The 16,317-nt window shown below is 69.8% G+C and carries 16 protein-coding genes and 1 tRNA gene; 7 read left to right on the top strand and 10 right to left on the bottom strand.

The genetic code is table 11. The annotated features are described in order from the left end of the window. Positions 1 to 10: 10 nt before the first annotated feature. Entirely contained in the window at positions 11 to 889 is an 879-nt protein-coding gene (gene folD / locus H6G16_RS09785) for a bifunctional methylenetetrahydrofolate dehydrogenase/methenyltetrahydrofolate cyclohydrolase FolD (protein ID WP_190390130.1), read from the top strand. Between the two features lie 128 nt (positions 890 to 1,017). On the opposite strand, the gene H6G16_RS09780 is transcribed toward folD, so the two are convergent. Beyond that, positions 1,018 to 2,556 carry a mechanosensitive ion channel gene (locus H6G16_RS09780; protein ID WP_242036343.1) on the bottom strand — a complete coding sequence of 513 codons (1,539 nt, stop codon included), beginning with the start codon at positions 2,554 to 2,556 and terminating at the stop codon, positions 1,018 to 1,020. A 247-nt stretch (positions 2,557 to 2,803) separates the two neighbouring features. Between H6G16_RS09780 and crtE the strand changes: the two genes are divergently transcribed. The 3 genes from crtE to H6G16_RS09765 are packed head-to-tail and all read left to right on the top strand — an operon-like array spanning position 2,804 to position 5,662. Beyond that, positions 2,804 to 3,706, top strand: coding sequence for a geranylgeranyl diphosphate synthase CrtE (gene crtE / locus H6G16_RS09775; RefSeq protein ID WP_190390128.1), 903 nt, complete (start codon positions 2,804 to 2,806; stop codon positions 3,704 to 3,706). Further along, entirely contained in the window at positions 3,703 to 4,215 is a 513-nt protein-coding gene (locus H6G16_RS09770; protein WP_190390127.1) for a divergent PAP2 family protein, read from the top strand. Before crtE ends, H6G16_RS09770 begins: the two co-directional genes overlap by 4 nt. Next, positions 4,208 to 5,662 carry an AAA family ATPase gene (locus H6G16_RS09765; protein ID WP_190390126.1) on the top strand — a complete coding sequence of 485 codons (1,455 nt, stop codon included), beginning with the start codon at positions 4,208 to 4,210 and terminating at the stop codon, positions 5,660 to 5,662. The genes H6G16_RS09770 and H6G16_RS09765 overlap by 8 nt, the downstream gene beginning before the upstream one ends. Before the next feature lie 227 nt (positions 5,663 to 5,889). On the opposite strand, the gene H6G16_RS09760 is transcribed toward H6G16_RS09765, so the two are convergent. The 7 genes from H6G16_RS09760 to H6G16_RS09730 form a co-directional block, all read right to left on the bottom strand. Next, positions 5,890 to 6,603, bottom strand: a complete 714-nt coding sequence (locus H6G16_RS09760) for a GAP family protein (RefSeq protein ID WP_190390125.1) — start codon at positions 6,601 to 6,603, stop codon at positions 5,890 to 5,892. A 15-nt stretch (positions 6,604 to 6,618) separates the two neighbouring features. After that, on the bottom strand, positions 6,619 to 7,236 hold the full coding sequence (locus H6G16_RS09755; protein WP_190390124.1) for a histidine phosphatase family protein: 618 nt from the start codon (positions 7,234 to 7,236) through the stop codon (positions 6,619 to 6,621). Positions 7,237 to 7,244: 8 nt separating this feature from the next. Beyond that, positions 7,245 to 7,496 (bottom strand): acylphosphatase, encoded by a 252-nt coding sequence (locus H6G16_RS09750; RefSeq protein WP_242036342.1) that lies wholly within the window; start codon positions 7,494 to 7,496, stop codon positions 7,245 to 7,247. After that, on the bottom strand, positions 7,496 to 8,944 hold the full coding sequence (locus H6G16_RS09745) for a cobyrinate a,c-diamide synthase (protein WP_190390123.1): 1,449 nt from the start codon (positions 8,942 to 8,944) through the stop codon (positions 7,496 to 7,498). The genes H6G16_RS09750 and H6G16_RS09745 overlap by 1 nt, the downstream gene beginning before the upstream one ends. Next, the gene (locus tag H6G16_RS09740) at positions 8,945 to 10,228 is read right to left on the bottom strand and encodes a glucose-6-phosphate dehydrogenase assembly protein OpcA (RefSeq protein WP_190390122.1); all 1,284 of its coding nucleotides are present in this window, start codon (positions 10,226 to 10,228) and stop codon (positions 8,945 to 8,947) included. Between the two features lie 19 nt (positions 10,229 to 10,247). Beyond that, positions 10,248 to 11,771: a glucose-6-phosphate dehydrogenase gene (gene zwf / locus H6G16_RS09735; RefSeq protein WP_190390177.1), complete on the bottom strand. Its 1,524-nt coding sequence runs from the start codon at positions 11,769 to 11,771 to the stop codon at positions 10,248 to 10,250. 147 nt (positions 11,772 to 11,918) lie between these two features. Further along, positions 11,919 to 13,091: an FAD-binding oxidoreductase gene (locus H6G16_RS09730; RefSeq protein WP_190390121.1), complete on the bottom strand. Its 1,173-nt coding sequence runs from the start codon at positions 13,089 to 13,091 to the stop codon at positions 11,919 to 11,921. Between the two features lie 213 nt (positions 13,092 to 13,304). On the opposite strand from H6G16_RS09730, the gene H6G16_RS09725 reads away from it, so the two are divergent. After that, positions 13,305 to 13,775, top strand: coding sequence for an SRPBCC family protein (locus tag H6G16_RS09725; protein ID WP_190390176.1), 471 nt, complete (start codon positions 13,305 to 13,307; stop codon positions 13,773 to 13,775). Positions 13,776 to 13,787: 12 nt separating this feature from the next. On the opposite strand, the gene H6G16_RS09720 is transcribed toward H6G16_RS09725, so the two are convergent. Both H6G16_RS09720 and H6G16_RS09715 read right to left on the bottom strand, forming a co-directional pair. Then, a tRNA-Glu gene (locus H6G16_RS09720) sits at positions 13,788 to 13,860 on the bottom strand. A gap of 37 nt (positions 13,861 to 13,897) precedes the next feature. After that, positions 13,898 to 15,103, bottom strand: coding sequence for a histidine kinase (locus H6G16_RS09715; protein WP_190390120.1), 1,206 nt, complete (start codon positions 15,101 to 15,103; stop codon positions 13,898 to 13,900). An 89-nt stretch (positions 15,104 to 15,192) separates the two neighbouring features. On the opposite strand from H6G16_RS09715, the gene H6G16_RS09710 reads away from it, so the two are divergent. Beyond that, positions 15,193 to 15,798: a hypothetical protein gene (locus H6G16_RS09710; protein WP_242036341.1), complete on the top strand. Its 606-nt coding sequence runs from the start codon at positions 15,193 to 15,195 to the stop codon at positions 15,796 to 15,798. A gap of 60 nt (positions 15,799 to 15,858) precedes the next feature. Then, positions 15,859 to 16,317 (top strand): cAMP phosphodiesterase, encoded by a 459-nt coding sequence (locus H6G16_RS09705; RefSeq protein WP_190390119.1) that lies wholly within the window; start codon positions 15,859 to 15,861, stop codon positions 16,315 to 16,317.

Here is a 16,317-nt window from a genome sequence, read left to right as displayed (position 1 = left end):
TGTTTGCCCCATGGCCACCCGTCTGGACGGCCGCCAGCTGGCCGCTGAGATCGAAGCCCGGCTGCAGGCGGTGATCGCCGAGCGTCTCTCGGCGGTGGGGCGGCCCCCCGGCCTGGCGGTGCTGCGGGTGGGCGATGACCCGGCCAGCGGCGTGTACGTGGCCAATAAGGAGAAGGCCTGTGCCCGGGTGGGTATCACCAGCCTCGGGGCCCACCTGAGTGCCACGGCCACCCCGGCCGAAGTGCTGGCCGCGGTGCAGCGCCTCAATGCAGACCCCGCCTGCGACGGCATCCTGCTGCAGCTGCCCCTGCCGGCCGGCCTCGACGAGGGCCCGCTGCTGCTGGCGATCGATCCCGATAAGGACGCCGACGGCCTGCACACCCTCAACCTCGGCCGGCTGCTCAAGGGGGAACCCGGCCCCCGCAGCTGCACCCCCGCCGGCGTGATGGCCCTGCTGGCCCGCCATGGGGTGGAGCTGGCCGGTAAGCGGGCCGCGGTGGTGGGCCGCAGCATCCTGGTGGGCCAGCCCATGGCCCTGATGCTCCAGGCCGCTGATGCCACCGTGAGCGTGGCCCACTCCCGCACCGCCGACCTGGCCGCCCTCACCCGCCAGGCCGATGTGCTGGTGGTGGCCGCCGGTCGGCCCCGCATGATCGGCGCCGAGCACGTGAAGCCCGGTGCCGTGGTGGTGGATGTGGGCATCCACCGCACCGAGAGCGGCCTCTGCGGCGACGTGCGCTTTGAGGAGGTGGAGCCGATCGCCAGCGCCATCAGCCCGGTGCCCGGTGGCGTCGGCCCCATGACCGTCACCCTGCTGCTGGTGAACACGGTGGTGGCCTGGTGTCGCCGCGCCGGTGTGGACCACGGCCTGGGCGATCTGGTGCCCTGAGCAGTCGGGGCTGGGGGTGCCTGGGTCGGCCTGGAGAGACCGTGGAGCCCCGTTGAGGCCCCTCCTGGATTCCGTACAGGTTGTACAGAATTCAGGAGAAGTCCTGCAAGTAGTGGGGTGGGGACCCGTCAGCGCCGCTGGCGGAAGTCCTCCATCCAGGAGCGCCACTGCTCAGCGGCCACATCCCGGCCTCCCAGACCGAAGGCCAGGGCAGCGGCCACGGCGATGGCGCCGAGCAGCAGGCCGAAGGCCAGGTTGACGATGTCGGGGGCGACGCCGATCTGGCGCAGGGCCATGGCGCCGCTGAAGGTGACGATCGCCACCCGCGAGATCTGGGCCAGCAGGGCTCCCTGCTGGCTGCCGGAGCTGCGCAGCAGCCCAGCCGCCAGGTTGGCCAGGTAGAGCCCCACGCCGAACACCAACAGCCCCGCCAGCACCTGGCCGGACAGGGAGAGCAGCCCCGTGACCACGCCGGTCAGGGCCGGCAGGCCGAGCACGTCGGTGGCTGCCACCAGGGCGAACAGCAGGATGCCCACCATCACCACCACGCCCACCAGCTCTGACGGTCGGCGTCGGCCCGGCGCGCTGAAGGCACCCGCGTCGCCGTCGCTGAGGCTGGTGCCGCGGCTTTCAAAGCCCAGCCAGGCGAACACCCGGTCGAAGCCAAAGCCCTCGAGGATCTGGGCCACCAGCTGGCCCACGAAGCGGCCGATCGCCACCGCTGCCACCAGGATCACCACGGCGGTGAACAGCTGCGGCAAGCTGCCCATCACCTGGTTGAGCATGGCGGTGGCTGGCTGGGAGATGGCCGAGATCGCCAGGGCCTCCAGGGCCGCCGTAGCCGTGGGGATCAGCAGCAGCACGTAGGTGATCGTGCCCAGGAGCCAGGAGAGCCCCTGGCCGTTTTCAGCCCTGAGCCCAAAGCTTTCGCCGAGGCGATCCCCGCCGGCGGAGGTCACCAGTTGGCGCACGATCCGCCCCACGCTGCGGGCGATGAACCAGCCCACGGCCGCAATGGCGGCCGCCTTGATCAGCCGCGGCAGGGCGGCGAGCAGGTCGCTGAGCAGGTTGGCCAACGGCGCCAGCTGGCTGCCCAGGTTGAGGGCGTTGAGCACCAGCGGCAGGAAGAACAGCAGCACCAGCCAATAGAGGAGGTTGGCGAGCGTTTCGCTCACCAGCAGGTGTTGACCGCTGTCGTCCGCATCGATGAAGCGCTCTTCGAAGCGCAGCAGTTTGTTGCTGCGGCGCACCGCCGAGCGGCCCAAGCTGGCCACCAGCCAGCCCACGGCTGCCAGCACCGCCGCGGCGCCGAGTTTGGGCAGGAAGGCAAAAATCTGGTTGAGGAACTGGTTGAGCGGTTCTGAAACCGTGGCCAGGTTGAGCACATTCAGTGCCGCCACCACGGCCAGCACCAGGATCACCCAGAAAATCAGGGTGGCGATCCAGCGCTCCAGGGAGAAGCCGGGGCTGCTGGATTCCGGCCCACCGGCCACGAGCCGATCGAGGCGGGTGCGGCGCAGCAGTCGCCGGCAGGTGCTGGCCACCACGCCGGCAACCAGCCAGCCCACCAGCAGAATCGCCAGGGCGCCGATCAGGTTGATCACGATGGGCAGCACCTGGGTCTGCAGGAAGGCCAGCCAGTTGTCCGGGGCGGCTGCCGGGGGCATGACCGGGACCGGTGAAGCAAGGGGGCCGGGAGCGACCGGAGGCGCTGCCGGCAAGGATGTTGGGGCCATGGTTCAGAAACCATCACACCCACCCAGGCTGTGCAGCGCGATCCGGCCTGTCAGGTGTTTGTAGCGAACCTGCAGGGGCGACGAACCCAGTGACGCACTGCTTTGCTAAAAGCGCAGCGGTGCTGTGGCGGCTCGCCTGAGAGAATCCCCGCCAGGAATGGCCCGAGGCCCAGCCCCCATGACCGCGGCGGTATCCACCTCCTTTGATTTCGCCGCCTATCTGGAGGCCGCCCGGCTGAAGGTGGAGGCGGCCCTTGATGGCTCCCTCGGCCCCGAGCGGCCCGAATCCCTGCGGGAGGCCATGCGCTATTCCCTGCTGGCCGGGGGCAAGCGACTGCGGCCGATCCTCTGCCTGGCGGCCTGTGAGCTGGCTGGAGGCGAGAGCGCCCTGGCCATGCCCACGGCGGTGGCGCTGGAGATGGTGCACACCATGTCGCTGATCCATGACGACCTGCCCGCCATGGACAACGACGACCTGCGTCGCGGCCGGCCCACCAACCACAAGGTGTACGGCGAGGCCAACGCGATCCTGGCCGGCGATGCCCTGCTCACCCGCGCCTTCGAGATGGTGGCGCTGCGCAGTCCTGGCGTGCCCGCCGAGCGGCTGTTGGCGGTGGTGGGGGAGCTGAGCCTGGCCTCCGGCGCCCCCGGGCTGGTGGGCGGCCAGGTGGTGGATCTGGAGTGCGAGGGCAAGAGCGTCGACCTCGACACCCTCGAGTACATCCACCTGCACAAAACCGGTGCCCTGCTGCGCGCCTGCGTGCTCACCGGGGCCCTGATCGCCGGCGCCTCCGCCGAGCTGTTAGCGGCCCTGGGCACCTACGCCCGCGGCATCGGCCTGGCCTTTCAGATCATCGACGACATCCTCGATGTGACGGCCAGCAGTGAGGTGCTGGGCAAGACCGCCGGCAAGGACCTCACCGCCGACAAGACCACCTATCCCAAGCTGCTGGGCCTGGAGGAATCCCGCCAGCGGGCCGATGCCCTGGTGGCCGAGGCCAAGGCCGCCCTGGCCCCCTGGCACGCCAGTGCCGCCCCCCTGTTGGCCCTGGCCGACTACATCACGAGCCGCGACCGATGAGTGCTCCGGTTGTTGGGATCTTCGACAACGGGGTGCTGTGGTGGGGATTGGCGGCCTGCGGCGTCGCCCAGCTCTCCAAGCTGGTGATCGAGTTGGTGGTGCATCGCCGCTGGAACCCCAAGGTGCTGGTGGAAACCGGCGGCATGCCCTCGAGCCACTCGGCCCTGCTCACCGGCACCACTGCTGCGTTGGGCTGGGTGCAGGGCTTTGACGGGCCCCTGTTTGGCCTGGCGGCCGTGCTCTGCTTCGTGGTGCTCTACGACGCCTCCGGCGTGCGCCGCGCCGCAGGCCTCACCGCCGCCCGGGTGAATGCCCTGGTGGCCGACGGCGGTGGCCTGGTGGCGGGGGAGCCGCCGGCCAAGCCCCTCAAGGAAAATCTGGGCCACACCCGCCTGGAGGTGCTGATCGGTGCCCTGATGGGCCCGTTGGTGGCCCTGCCGGGGCTGGTGCTGGTGGGCTCACCGCTGCAGTTGGCCCAGGGCCTGGGCTGGTTCACCCCCGTTGGCTGACGCCGAAGCTCCCGGCCTCACCGCCGACCAGCAGGCCGCCGCCGCCGCCTTTGCCGATTGGTTGGCCACGCCGGGGGATGGCACGCCGTTTGTGCTGAGCGGCTACGCCGGCACGGGCAAAACCTTCCTCTCGATGCGTTTGTTGGCCCAGGTGGAGGCCACCGGCCTGTGCTGGACCGTGGTGGCCCCCACCCACAAAGCCGTGGGCGTGCTGCGCTCCCACCTGGCCCTGGCGGGCCTGTCGCCCACCTGGTTTCCCTCCACCATTCACCGGCTGCTGCGCCTCAAGCTCAAGCGCCAGCGCGACACCGAGCGCTGTGAGGAGACCGAGCAGACCGCCGTGGCCCTCGAGCACCTGGGCCTGGTGCTGATCGACGAGGCCTCGATGGTGGATTCCACCCTGCTGGAGATCAGCCTGCGCTGCGCCCACCCCTTCCGCACCCGGTTGGTGTTTGTGGGCGATCCGGCCCAGTTGCCGCCGGTGGGTGAGCCCGGGAGTCCCGTGTTCAGCCTGGGCCGGGCCTGCCGGGCCGAGTTGCGCCAGGTGGTGCGCCACCAGGGGCCGGTGCTGCGCCTGGCCTCGGGCCTGCGCCAGGGCGCCCTGCCCTGCCGTCGCCCGCCGGCCCTGCCGCCGATTCGCACCGCCACCGGCCAGGTGGCGGTGCTGGAGCGGGGCGCCTGGCTCGAGGCGGCCCAGGCCGCCCTGCGCCGCAGCGCCGAAACCGACAACCCCGACCTCGCCCGCATCCTCTGCTACACCAACCGCTCCCTCGAGCAGCTGGTGCCGATCGCCCGCCGCGCCCTGCACGGCGAGATGGCCGACCAGCTGCCGGTGTTGCCCGGCGAGGTGCTGATCACCCGCGCCGCCGTGATGGCGCCCGCCTGCCGCGAGGGCGAGGACGCCGCCGAGGAGCCCGACATGCTGCTGGGCTCCAACCGGGAGCTGGTGGTGCGCGATGTGACCCCCGAGCGCTGCGACCTGGCCGATTTCGGCGTAGCTGACGCGCCGGTGATCGACACGCTCATGGCCAAGGTGGAGGCCGGCGACAACCAGCTCAGCCTGCGGCTGCTGCCACCCCTGGGCACGGCGGCCCGGAGTGCCCTCGAGGCGGCGTTGGCCCGCCTGCGTCAAGGGGCCAGGGACGCTGGCAAGCAGGACGGCAAGGGCCTGTGGCGCCGCTTTTTCCTGGTGCGGGACGCCTTTGCTTCCCTTGGTCCGGCTGCTGTTCTGACCGTGCACCGCAGCCAGGGCAGCACCTTTGCGGAGGTGTTCGTCGATGCCGATGTGTTCTGGCCCAGCGACCCGGTGCTGCGCCGCCAGCTGGTGTACGTGGCCGTGAGCCGGGCCAGCCAAGCGGTGACCCTCCAGGCCGGCGCGCCGGCTGCCGGCCCCAGTGCCCTCACCGATCAGCAACTCTGGAGCACCTGGCTGCAGGCAGACGGGTGATCGAGGTTCGTGGGGGGCTGCAAAGGGATGGGATGGCCCGCAGGGGCTGGTGAGGAGGGGGACTCCTTCTCGTTGAGCCTCTCCTGAGTTCTGTACAACCTGTACAGAACCAAGGAGCGAGAACGGCGCAGAGAGGGCGCTGAGCAGAGACAGAACTGGGTAGATACGGAATCAAGGCCAGCCCGAGTCAAGGCCAGCCCGAATCCATAACGGCCCGAGCCCCCCGTTCACGCCAGCTGCAGGCCCTGGATGCCTTGCCAGCCCAGGTACACCGCCAGGGCCACGCTCACCAGGCCCACCAGTAGGTCGCCCTTGGCGAACAGCCACTGCTTGCCCCGCTCCAGCATGGGCAGCACCCGTTCGGGGCCGGCCAGCACCAAGGCCAGCAGGGGCGTCAGCAGCAGGCTGGCGCTCACCAGGCTGAACACGCCGGTGGCCAGCACCTCGCTGCTTCGGCCCAGGCCCGCCGCCAGCAGGCTGCCGGCCGTCTTGGCAAACAGGAACAGATCGTCGGGGCTGGCCACCTCCAGGGCGGCGCTGATCCCCACCAGCAGGGGCAGGGGCATGGCACAGAACTGGTCCAGCTTGCGGGTCCAGGCCGGTGGCTCGGCCCCGTCCTCCTCCTTGCTCAACAGCTCCTTGAGCCCCAGCCCCAGCAGGGCTCCGGCCGCCAGCAGGTCGAGGCCGGTGCGGTGGCTGCTGCCCTTGTCCATGGTGAGCAGCAGGCCATGGCCCACCGTGAGCAGAAGGGTCACCGCCAGGGCCGCCGTGGCCAGCCAGCCCACCACAAACCAGCCCCCCCGCTGCACGGGTTTGGGGCCTAGCAGCAGCAGCAGCAGCAGGCCGATGTGCAGGGGCGAGAAGCCGATCGCCAGGCCATAGGCGGCCAGCTCCCCCAGCAGGGCGGCCAGCCCCTGGCCCGTGCTCTGGAGATCAGTCATTCACGAGGACAGCGATCACGCTGGCGGCACCACGGGGGCATTCCAACGCACCACCGTGCGCCGCTCCCGCTCATGGCCGAGCACCGAGAGGGTGGCCGTGTTGAGATTCAGCAGCGCCCCACCGGCCGGCCCCAGGCCCAGCCAGGTGCCCGCCAGGCTGCGCAGGATATGGCCGTGGGCCACCAGCGCCACGGCGCCACCCTGCGATTGCACCAGCGATTCCGCCAGGGCGATCACCCGCTGGCAGCGCGCCTCCACCTGGGGGCTGCTCTCGCCCTCGGGGCAGCCGTGGCTCCACACGGTCCAGCCCGGCACCTGTTGGCGGATCTCGGCGGTGGTGATTCCCTCGTAGCGGCCGTAGTCCCATTCCCGCAGGTCGGGGCAGATCTGGGCGTCGGCCCCCAGCCCCGCCAACTCGGCGGTGCGCCGAGCCCGCTGCAGCGGGCTCACCAGCACGGCGGCGAAGGGCTGCCGGGCCAGTACCGGCGCCAGGGCCCGGGCTTCCGCCTCCCCCTCCGGCAGCAACGGCAGGTCGGTGCTGCCGGTGTGGCGCCCGTTTTGGGCCCATTCGGTGGCCCCGTGGCGCAACAGCCACAGCTCGAGCTTCGCTGCGGGCGTGGACTCTGTCGCCATCACCCCAGTCAGCCCCGCACCTCAAACCAGTCGGCGCCCGTGGCGGCCACCTGGCTGCTGGCCACGCTGTTCACCACCGCCTCCGCCGGACCCTTCTCGCACCAGAGGCGCAGTTCGGTGAGTTCGAGGGGGGAGCCCTCGGCCTCGATTTCCACCGAGCCATCGGCGCGGTTGCGCACCCAGCCGCTGAGGCCGAGGTCCTGGGCCCGGGAGCAGCAGGCGGCCCGGTAGCCCACTCCCTGCACCTGGCCCCGCACCATCAGCCGCCAGCGCTCCTGCTGGATCTGGGGCTTGGGCTCATGGGGCTGGATGAAGCGGCGCTCGTCGGCAGCGGCGCGGCGCGCCCGGCTGCGGCGGCCAGGCGCGAGGGAATCGCCGGGCATCCAGCCCAGTGGAGATGCAGCCAGCTGGCGTGCACGTTCGGCGCTGTCCATCCTTCGCTTCGCTGTGGAGTGCCCCACCCTTCAAGCTGCCACAGCCCGCCGTTTGTGGCCACAGGTTCGAGCTGCCAGCGGTGGAATTCATGGCCCCAAAGGGTTTCACCCGGCCGCACCAGCAGCCCGTGGGCGGTGGCCGTGGCCTGGCGGTAGCCCAGGCTCAGGGCCCCTTGTTGGGCAGAGAAGGGCAGCACCCCCGCCATCCGGTGCGGGCGGCCCTCGGCGTCGCTGAGGGTTGAGCCCAGCAGCAGCAGCCCACCGCACTCGGCCACCACGGGTAGGCCCGCCGCCGCCGCCCGGGCCAGGGCGTCCAGGCTGCGCCGGCTGGCGGCCAGCTGGGCGGCATGGAGTTCGGGATAGCCCCCCGGCAGCAGCACGGCCCTGCAGCCCGGCGGCAGGGGCTCATCGGCCAGGGGGCTCCAGGGCACCGGCTCGAGCCCCACCGCCTCCAGCAGCTCGCCGGCCTCCGGGTAGCGGAAGTGGAAGGCCGCGTCGCTGGCGATGGCCACCCTGGGCGGCTCCGGCTGCTCCAGGGCTACAGCGTGGTCCCGCAGGCACCAGCGGATCGGATCCTCGGCGCCGGCCTGGCGGGCGGGGGGTGCCAGCAATGGCTCGAGCTGCTCGAGGTTGAGGTGGCGGGCGGCCAGGTCGGCCCATTGGTGCTGGCGTTGCTCGAGGTCGTGCAGTTCCCCCGGCGGCAGCAGCCCTAGATGGCGGGAGGGCAGCTCCAGGCTGGGGTGGTGCGGCAGCACCCCCAGCAGCGGCACGGCGATACTCTCGAGCGCTTCCGCCAGCAGGGCGTGGTGCCGCGCGCTGCCCACCCGGTTGAGCACCACGCCGGCCAGCCGCACCGGTGGCGGGCCATGGTCGCGGAAGCCCCGCACCAGGGCCGCCAGGGAGCCCGCCTGGCGGGAGGCCTCCACCACCAGCACCACCGGCAGCTCCAGCTGGGCCGCCACCGCCGCCGAACTGCCCTCACTGCTGGGGCCGCGGCCGTCGAACAGGCCCATCACCCCCTCCACCAGGGCCAGGTCGGCCCGGCTGCCGTGCCAGGCGAAGCAGCGCGCCAGCCACTCCGGCCCGCACAGCAGGGGATCGAGGTTGCGGCAGGTGAGGCCGCTCACCCGGCTGAGCAGCTGGGGGTCGAGGTAGTCGGGCCCCACCTTGAAGGGCTGCAGGCGCCGGCCCTGGCGCCGGGCCCAGGCCGCCAGGCACAGGGACAGCAGGGTCTTGCCGCTGCCGCTGCTGGGCGCGGCGATCAGACACGCCATCTAGGGCAGCAGTTTGGCCGCGAGGGGGGCGGCGGCGGCCAGCAGGGGGTTGGTGGAGTCGTGGCCGCCCGAGAGCAGCCGCGCCATTTCCATCTCCTCGCTTTCCATCGGCAGGGGCACCACCTCCTCGGCCAGTTCCATGCTCGCCATGCCGCCGGATTCGAGCCGCATGCAGCCGCCCGACTCCGAGCAGAGGATCACGCATAGGGGCGACCCTTGGCTGCTCTGGCAGATCAGCCGCAAGCCCACCATCGCCCCGGGGTGGGTCTTGGGCACGCCCACCGGCACGGGCATCTGGCGGAACCGCACGGTTTCGCCATCGGTACGCTCGAATTCGGCGCCGATGCCTTCGCCGTCCACCGGGTAGGTGGAGATCAGGTGCCAGCCCAGCCGGTCGGCCAGCCAGGCGGCCAGCAGCAGGCCCTTCACCGGGTTGCTGCCCTCCACATCGAGGTCGAGCTGCACCACATGGTTGAGCGCGTCCCGCCGCGACGGTGGGTCGAACACCATCGCCAGGGATTCGCGCCAGCTGCGCAGGCGCAGCCAGTTGAGGTCGTTGATCGGTTGGCCCGCATCGATGCGATCCACCAGCAGGTCGAGGCAGCGGCGCGGATCCCCCAACGACGAATCCACCACCAGGCGCCGCTGGCCGCTGGCCAGGGCCGTCATCAGTTCGGGGGCCTCATCGAGGCTGCTGTTCCACCACACCCAGCAGGGCAGGTCGGGGGCGATCAGCGGCTGCACCAGCTCCAGGCTCTGGCGCAGGGCACCGGTGCCGCCGCGCAGCACCACCACATCGCCGCAGGCCGACCCGCCCGAGCCCTCCTCCGGCAGGGGGCAGTAGGCGGCCACGAGGGTTTCCAAGGGCTGGCCGCCATCGAGGGTGGGGGCCAGGGTGATCAGCCGCCGGGGCATGTGGGCGCTGATCGCCCCTTCCACAAACTGCCCCCGCAGGTCGTCGGCCTCGTGGTTGCCGCCCAGTTGGCCGATCGCCCAGGCCAGCTTGGGATCCATTGGCGCGGTGCTCAGCGGCAGGCCGCAACTGCTGGCCGCCGCCCGGGCCGCCTCCAGCACCGTCTCGTTGAGCAGGCCGGTGATCGGTCCATCCAGCCGGCCGCAGCGCACCAGCTGCTGCTCCAGCCAGGAGCCCTCCCACACCACCAGGGTGAAGGTGGCGGCTCCGTGGGAGCTGCCCAGCTCCTGGCTCCAGAGGCGCTCCAGGTAGCTGGGCACCTCGGAGGGGGGCAACGCCAGTGGGGCCTGGAGGGTGAGTTGGGTCGACATGGGGGTACGGGCGGGAAAACTAAGGGCGTCGCCAGGCCAGGCCGTCCTCGGCCAGCAGGTTGTCGGCGGCGCCAGGGCCCCAGGTGCGGGCCTCGTAGGGGTACACCGGTAGCTGGTGCGGGGCGTCTTCGATCAGCTCCAGCAGGGGGGTGTAGAGCCGCCAGGCGGCCTCCACTTCGTCGCTGCGGGTGTAGAGGGTGGGGTCGCCCAGCATGGCGTCGGCCAGCAGGCGCACGTAGCCCTCATCGCTGGGTTCGCCGAAGCTGTCGTCGTAGGAGAAGGCCATGTCCACCGGCCGGCTGCGCATGCCGGAGCCGGGGGCCTTCACCTCAAACTTGAACTCGGCCCCTTCGTCCGGCTGGATGCGCAGGATCAGCTGGTTGGGGGTGGGGGCGCCACCGGCGGCATCGAACAGGTGCACCGGGGCTTCCCGGAAGGTGAGCACCACCTCGGAGAGCCGCTTGGGCAGTCGTTTGCCGGTGCGCAGGTAGAAGGGCACCCCCTGCCAGCGCCAGTTGTTGATGAACAGCTTCATCGCCACGTAGGTCTCCGTGGTGCTCTCGGGGTTCACCCCTGGCTCCTGGCGGTAGCCGGCGATCGGCCGGGTGCTGGAGCCGCCGGGGCCGTACTGGCCCCGCACACAGCACTTCCACGGTTCGTCTTCGTTGGCCAGCCGCGCGGCCTGGATCACCTTGGCCTTTTCGTTGCGCATCGATTCGGGATCGAAGCGGCCCGGCGCCTCCATCGCGGTGAGGGCGAGCATCTGGGTGAGGTGGTTTTGCACCATGTCCCGCAGGGCTCCCGAGCTCTCGTAGTAGCCGGCCCGCTCCTCCACCCCCACCGTCTCGGCAGCGGTGATCTGCACGCTGGCGATGTAGTTGCGGTTCCAGATCGGCTCGAAGATCGTGTTGGCGAAGCGCAGCACCAGGATGTTCTGGACCGTCTCCTTGCCCAGGTAGTGGTCGATCCGGAAGATCTGGTTTTCCTGGGCACTGGCCCGCACCACCCGGTTCAGCTCCTGGGCGCTGCCGTAGTCGCGGCCGAAGGGCTTTTCGATCACCACCCGGCTGCGGGCCGGATCGCTCAGCAGGCCGGCGGCGGCCAGGGCCCGGCAGCCACTGCCGTAGAAATTCGGAGATACCGACAGGTAGAAGGTGCGGTTGCCGCGGGTGGCCCGCTGCCGGTCGATCGCCTCGAGCCGCTGGCCCAGCTGCACCACCGTGGGCGGATCCTGCAGGTCCACCGGCTCGTAGAAGAGCCCCGCCGCAAATTGCTCCCAGGCCATGCGGTGCTCGGTCACCTCGCTGGCCATCGCCTCCGCCATGCGCTGGCGGAATTCCTCATCGCTCCAGGGGCGGCGGGCGCAACCCAGCACTGCAAATTCGCTGGGCAGCCGTCGCTGGCGGAACAGCTCGAACAGCGCCGGAATCAGCTTGCGGTGGGTGAGGTCGCCACTGGCCCCGAAGATCACCAGGCATTGGGGCGGGATCACCCGCTCCTGCCGGAGGCCGACCCGCAGTGGATTGGTGAGCACGGCGCCCATGGATGCCTTCGCGGTGACCATGGTTTAACGGGCCTGGCGGCCCCGCCCACCGCTTGGCCCACTTTGTGATGGTTTCTGTGTGGGATTCGCCAAAAAAAAGCCCGCCTGGGCGGCGGGCTGGCAGACAGCAGCGGGCTGGGCCCGGGCTCAGTAGGTCTCCACGTGCCAGCGCTCGGCCTTCTTGAGCTGGGGCCGCAGCTCGGCCCAGTTGAGCCCCTTGGCGGCGGCGGCGGTGGCCATGGCTTCGTCGATGCCGGGTTCCATGCCCCGCAGGCCGCACATGTAGACGTGGGTCTTGGGATTTTCGATCCAGGAGAAGATCTCCTCGGCGTTCTCGCTGACGCGGTCCTGGATGTACATCCGGCCGCCGCTGGCGTTCTGCTGCTCGCGGCTGATGGCCTTGGTGTAGCGGAAGTTGTCCGGGTACTGCTCCTGGTAGCGGTTGAAGTCGTCGTCGTAGAGCAGGTTGGCCGTGGTGGGTGAGCCCATGAACAGCCAGGCCTTGCCGCGGAAATTCCAGCCGTTCTTCTCCCGCTCGGTGGGTTCGAACATGCGGCGCAGGTAGGTGCGCATCGGGGCGATGCCGGTGCCGGTGGCCAGCATGATCACGTTGGCGTCCTCGTCGGCGGGCAGCAGCATCTCCTTGCCCACCGGGCCGGTGATTTTCACCTTGGCGCCGGGTTCGATGTCACACAGGAAGGTGGAGCAAACGCCGTTGATCGTTTCGCCGTCCTTCTCGTACTGCAGCTGACGCACGCAGAGCGAGACGGTGTCGCCGGCCATGTTGTCGCCATGGCGGGTGCTGGCGATCGAATAGAGGCGCAGCTTGTGGGGCTTGCCGTTGGCGTCGGTGCCGTCGGGAATGATGCCGATGCTCTGGCCTTCCACGTAGTGGAGCTGGGGGTCGCCACCCTTGAGATCGAAGGTGATGTGGTTCACCCGGCCGATGGCGCCCTCCGCCAGCAGGCTGTAGTTCTCGGTCACGGTGCCGATGAACGGGTCCTTCGGCTTGTAGAGATTGACGGGGACGTCGGCGTGGGACACGGCAGCGGGTTTCGAAGGAGCGGCTTTGGCTTCGGGGGCAGGGGCGGCCGGGGCAGGAGCAGCGGCAGCCGTGTCGCCACCGGCGCCGTCGGCAGCCAGCACGGCACGGATCCGACCGCCCTGCTGGGCGATGGACTGCATCAACCCCTGGAGCTGGTTGAACGGCACGGTGAAGCGACGTTCAGCCTGGCGCTGGCGACCGATGCCGAAGCCTTCCACCACGACGGTGAACATGCGGCTGTCGGACTGGATGGCGCAACCGGTGGAAACACGCATGCAGACTCAGCCCCCTGAAAAGCGCGCTGATCATACGGAACCTTTCCGCAGCGGTTTTCCAGAAGACACCGCTAAGTTTGTGCGCCAGCACACCTTGACCGTGCTCCCTTGGCCCAGCTCCTCGCCCAGGCCCGCCCTTTCGACCCGTCTTTCAGCGACCCGTGTTCGGCCGTCGTGACTGACGCCTGCAGCCTCGACACCATCCAGCAGGTGATGGAGCGGTTGCCCCATGGAGCCCGGCGTTTGGCGGTGCAGCTACGACTGCCCCTCGACCCCGAGTGGCTCTGGGCCGTGCTCACCGATTACGCCAATCTCAACCTCTACATCCCCAACCTGGCCTCCTCACGGGAGCTCTGGCGTCGGGGCAACAAGGTGGGCCTGGAACAGGTGGGCACCCAGCAGTTCTGCGGGCTGCGCTTCAGTGCCCGGGTGGAGCTTGAGCTGGAGGAAGATCCCGAGGCTGGCGAGTTGCGGTTCTCCATGTGCCGCGGCGATTTCCGGCGCTTCGAGGGCATCTGGCAGATCGGCCGCTCCGGCGGGGTGACCCATCTCTTCTATGAGCTCACGGTGCAGGGCCGTCCAGGCATGCCGATCGGTCTGATCGAGCAACGCCTGCGGGAAGACCTAGCCAACAACCTGCGCGGGGTCCAGCGGGAAGCCGAACGGCGCGCCGCCCTGGGCTGATCTGAATCGCAATACCCCCAAGGGGATTCGAACCCCTGTCGCCTCCGTGAAAGGGAGGTGTCCTAGGCCTCTAGACGATGGGGGCGAGGCCACAACGCCGGTCGGCGTTGATGTGTTGGAAGCTACGGGTCGGTGGGACCCTTCGTCAAGGAGCTGCGTCGGTCTGGTCCCCTCGGGGTGAAGGCGGGTTGCACCTGGCCGCTCCACACCGGCACGGAGACGTGGAAGCAGGCTCCCTCGCCCGGTTCGGACACCACCCAGATGCGGCCGCCATGCACCTCGGCGATGCGCCGGCACACCGATAGCCCCACGCCGTAGCCGGAGGTGGTGCTGGAGGTTTGGGGCAGCCGCACCCGATCCAGAAAGATCCGCTGTTGCTCGGCCTTGGGGATGCCGGGCCCGCTGTCACAGACGCTCACCTGCACCCACTGGTCGGTGCGGTGCAGCAGGGTCAGGTGCACCCGCCCCCGGTCGGGGGTGAATTTGAGGGCGTTTTCCAACAGGTTGAGCAGCACCTGGCGCATGCGGCGCTGGTCGGCGAACACATCCGGCAGGTCGGCCGGGATGTCGGTGATCAGCTCCAGGTCGCGGCCGATCCACAGTTTTTCCAGTTCCAGGATCGCCTCGGCGGCCACCTTGCCCAGATCCAGGCGCTGGGGGTTGAACAGGGCTTCCCAGCGGGTGGTGCCCACCTCCAGCAGGTCCTTGGAGAGCTCCTGGATGTCGTCGAGGCGGCGGGTGAGCACATCGCGGAAGCGGGGCTCGTCGATCTGGCCGAGGGTGTGGCTCTGCAGGGCGAGCTTGGCCGCCGTCAGGGGGGTGCGCAGCTCGTGGGCCACCATCCGCAGCAGGCGCTCCTGCACCCCCAGCCGCTCGATCAGGGTTTCGTTCTCCTGGCGCAGCACCAGCACCTGGTCCTCCAGCTGCAGTTCGCGCTGGGTGCGACTGCCATCGCTCTCGGCGGGCCGCAGGCTCATGCCCAGGCTGGTGACCACCTCCATCTGCTGCCAGCGCGGCAGCCAGCTGCGCAGCTTCTGGGTGATGCCGTTGCCGGCGAACACCTGCTTGGGCAGGGGATGGAGCTTCACCAGGGCCGGGGTGGCCACCAGCCGGTGCAGCTCCAGCAATTCCGGCTGGCGGGCGGGATCGGCGATCTCCAGGCCCACCGTGAAGCCGCATTCCTCGCTTTTGAGGAACTGGAGCAGGTTGCGCAGATCCAGGCTGGCCAGATGGTGGTTGGCGGCCACAAGCAGCAGCTTCAGCTCCTGCCCCTCAGCAGGGCCCGCAGGGTTGGCCTGGTCAGCTGTGGGGGGGTGATCAGCAGTCACGTTGCTCACCCTATGGGGATTGAGCCAGTGCGGCCCATCCTCGCTATGACTAGTTCATTCAATGCCGTGCGCCCAAGGGCCGGGATGTCATGAGCATGCTTTCGGACCTCAGCCCCGCCAGGCATCCGTTGCCGGCCGATGGGTCTGCCAGTGCGGCCCTGCCGCGACCCCGCATCCAGCTCGACAGCAATCTGCGGCGTTGGTTTGCCCGCAATCTCGGCCTGTGGCGCTCGCGCCGGTTGTATTTCTTTGCGGATGGCGAGGCCCTGCGCGTCGACATGATGCTGCGGGTGGAGACCTTCAGCGAACCGGTGCAGGGCGATGCGGCCTACCGGTTCACCTGGTGGCCCGAGCAGGAGTACGAGTTTTTCGACAAGAAACCCCGCTATGTGCCCACGGGCACCATGGAGGCCTACCTCTGCGGCCACCAGCTGCGGCGCAGCCGCGGCTACCTCTGTGGCACCCCCACCAAGAGCCAGATCCGCCAGGTGGATGAGCACGAGCTGATCTTCGAGTCGCACTATCAGGAGTGGGACATCCTTGAGCACATTCGTTTGGTGGACCAGGACCGCTACCGCTCCCGCTCGATCTATTCCTGGAAGGACGGGGTGTTGGAGCTGGCGGAAACCCACCACGAAATCCGGGTGGAGGAGGCCGGCGCGGCCCTGGCCTCGGGCCCCGCGTCCGAGCCCTGATGGGGCCAGCCCCGATGCAGCAGCATGGCTGCATCTGATGTCCCGCCTTCGGCTTTCATGATGCCCCGCTCCGCGTTGTCGCTTGCCGCCCCCCTGTTGGTGGCCCCCCTGCTGGTGCTGCCGCTCGTGCTGGCCCCGGCCACAGCCCTGGCGGCTCCGGCCACCGAGGCAGAGATGAACCTCTACACCCGGATTGCGGCGGTGAATGTCTGCATCGCCCGGGGCGCCGGGGTGCCCTTCGACAAGGCTGTGGGCATCGCCGGCGAGACGGTCGCCCAGTTGATCCAGGGCCAGCACGACGGCGTGATCACCCAGGTGGGGCCCAAGCCCCTCAGCCTCGATGACCTGCGCAAGGGCTCGATCAACTCCGCCGTGCTTGGCGCCGCCGAGATCTGCCCCAAGGAGGTGCCCGCCGACGTGATGGCCAAGGTGCAGGACGCCCTCAAGCAACCGGCCCCCAAGCCCGTCGCGAAGCCCGCGACCCAACCCACCCCCAAGCCCGCCTCCCCCAGCAAGTAA

It is taken from the genome of Cyanobium sp. FACHB-13342, from assembly GCF_014697415.1.
Taxonomy (GTDB): domain Bacteria; phylum Cyanobacteriota; class Cyanobacteriia; order PCC-6307; family Cyanobiaceae; genus Cyanobium_A.
Note: the sequence above shows the minus strand (reverse complement) of the source record. Positions and strands in the feature narration are given on the sequence as shown.

Bases quoted from the DNA above. Each gene is read 5' to 3' on its own strand.
- folD (WP_190390130.1), top strand. From the start codon at position 11: ATGGCCACCCGTCTGGACGGCCGCCAGCTGGCCGCTGAGATCGAAGCC.
- H6G16_RS09780 (WP_242036343.1), bottom strand. From the start codon at position 2,556: ATGCCCCCGGCAGCCGCCCCGGACAACTGGCTGGCCTTCCTGCAGACC.
- crtE (WP_190390128.1), top strand. From the start codon at position 2,804: ATGACCGCGGCGGTATCCACCTCCTTTGATTTCGCCGCCTATCTGGAG.
- H6G16_RS09770 (WP_190390127.1), top strand. From the start codon at position 3,703: ATGAGTGCTCCGGTTGTTGGGATCTTCGACAACGGGGTGCTGTGGTGG.
- H6G16_RS09760 (WP_190390125.1), bottom strand. From the start codon at position 6,603: ATGACTGATCTCCAGAGCACGGGCCAGGGGCTGGCCGCCCTGCTGGGG.
- H6G16_RS09755 (WP_190390124.1), bottom strand. From the start codon at position 7,236: ATGGCGACAGAGTCCACGCCCGCAGCGAAGCTCGAGCTGTGGCTGTTG.
- H6G16_RS09750 (WP_242036342.1), bottom strand. From the start codon at position 7,496: ATGGTGCGGGGCCAGGTGCAGGGAGTGGGCTACCGGGCCGCCTGCTGC.
- H6G16_RS09745 (WP_190390123.1), bottom strand. From the start codon at position 8,944: ATGGCGTGTCTGATCGCCGCGCCCAGCAGCGGCAGCGGCAAGACCCTG.
- H6G16_RS09740 (WP_190390122.1), bottom strand. From the start codon at position 10,228: ATGTCGACCCAACTCACCCTCCAGGCCCCACTGGCGTTGCCCCCCTCC.
- zwf (WP_190390177.1), bottom strand. From the start codon at position 11,771: ATGGGCGCCGTGCTCACCAATCCACTGCGGGTCGGCCTCCGGCAGGAG.
- H6G16_RS09730 (WP_190390121.1), bottom strand. From the start codon at position 13,091: ATGCGTGTTTCCACCGGTTGCGCCATCCAGTCCGACAGCCGCATGTTC.
- H6G16_RS09725 (WP_190390176.1), top strand. From the start codon at position 13,305: ATGGAGCGGTTGCCCCATGGAGCCCGGCGTTTGGCGGTGCAGCTACGA.
- H6G16_RS09710 (WP_242036341.1), top strand. From the start codon at position 15,193: ATGAGCATGCTTTCGGACCTCAGCCCCGCCAGGCATCCGTTGCCGGCC.
- H6G16_RS09705 (WP_190390119.1), top strand. From the start codon at position 15,859: ATGCCCCGCTCCGCGTTGTCGCTTGCCGCCCCCCTGTTGGTGGCCCCC.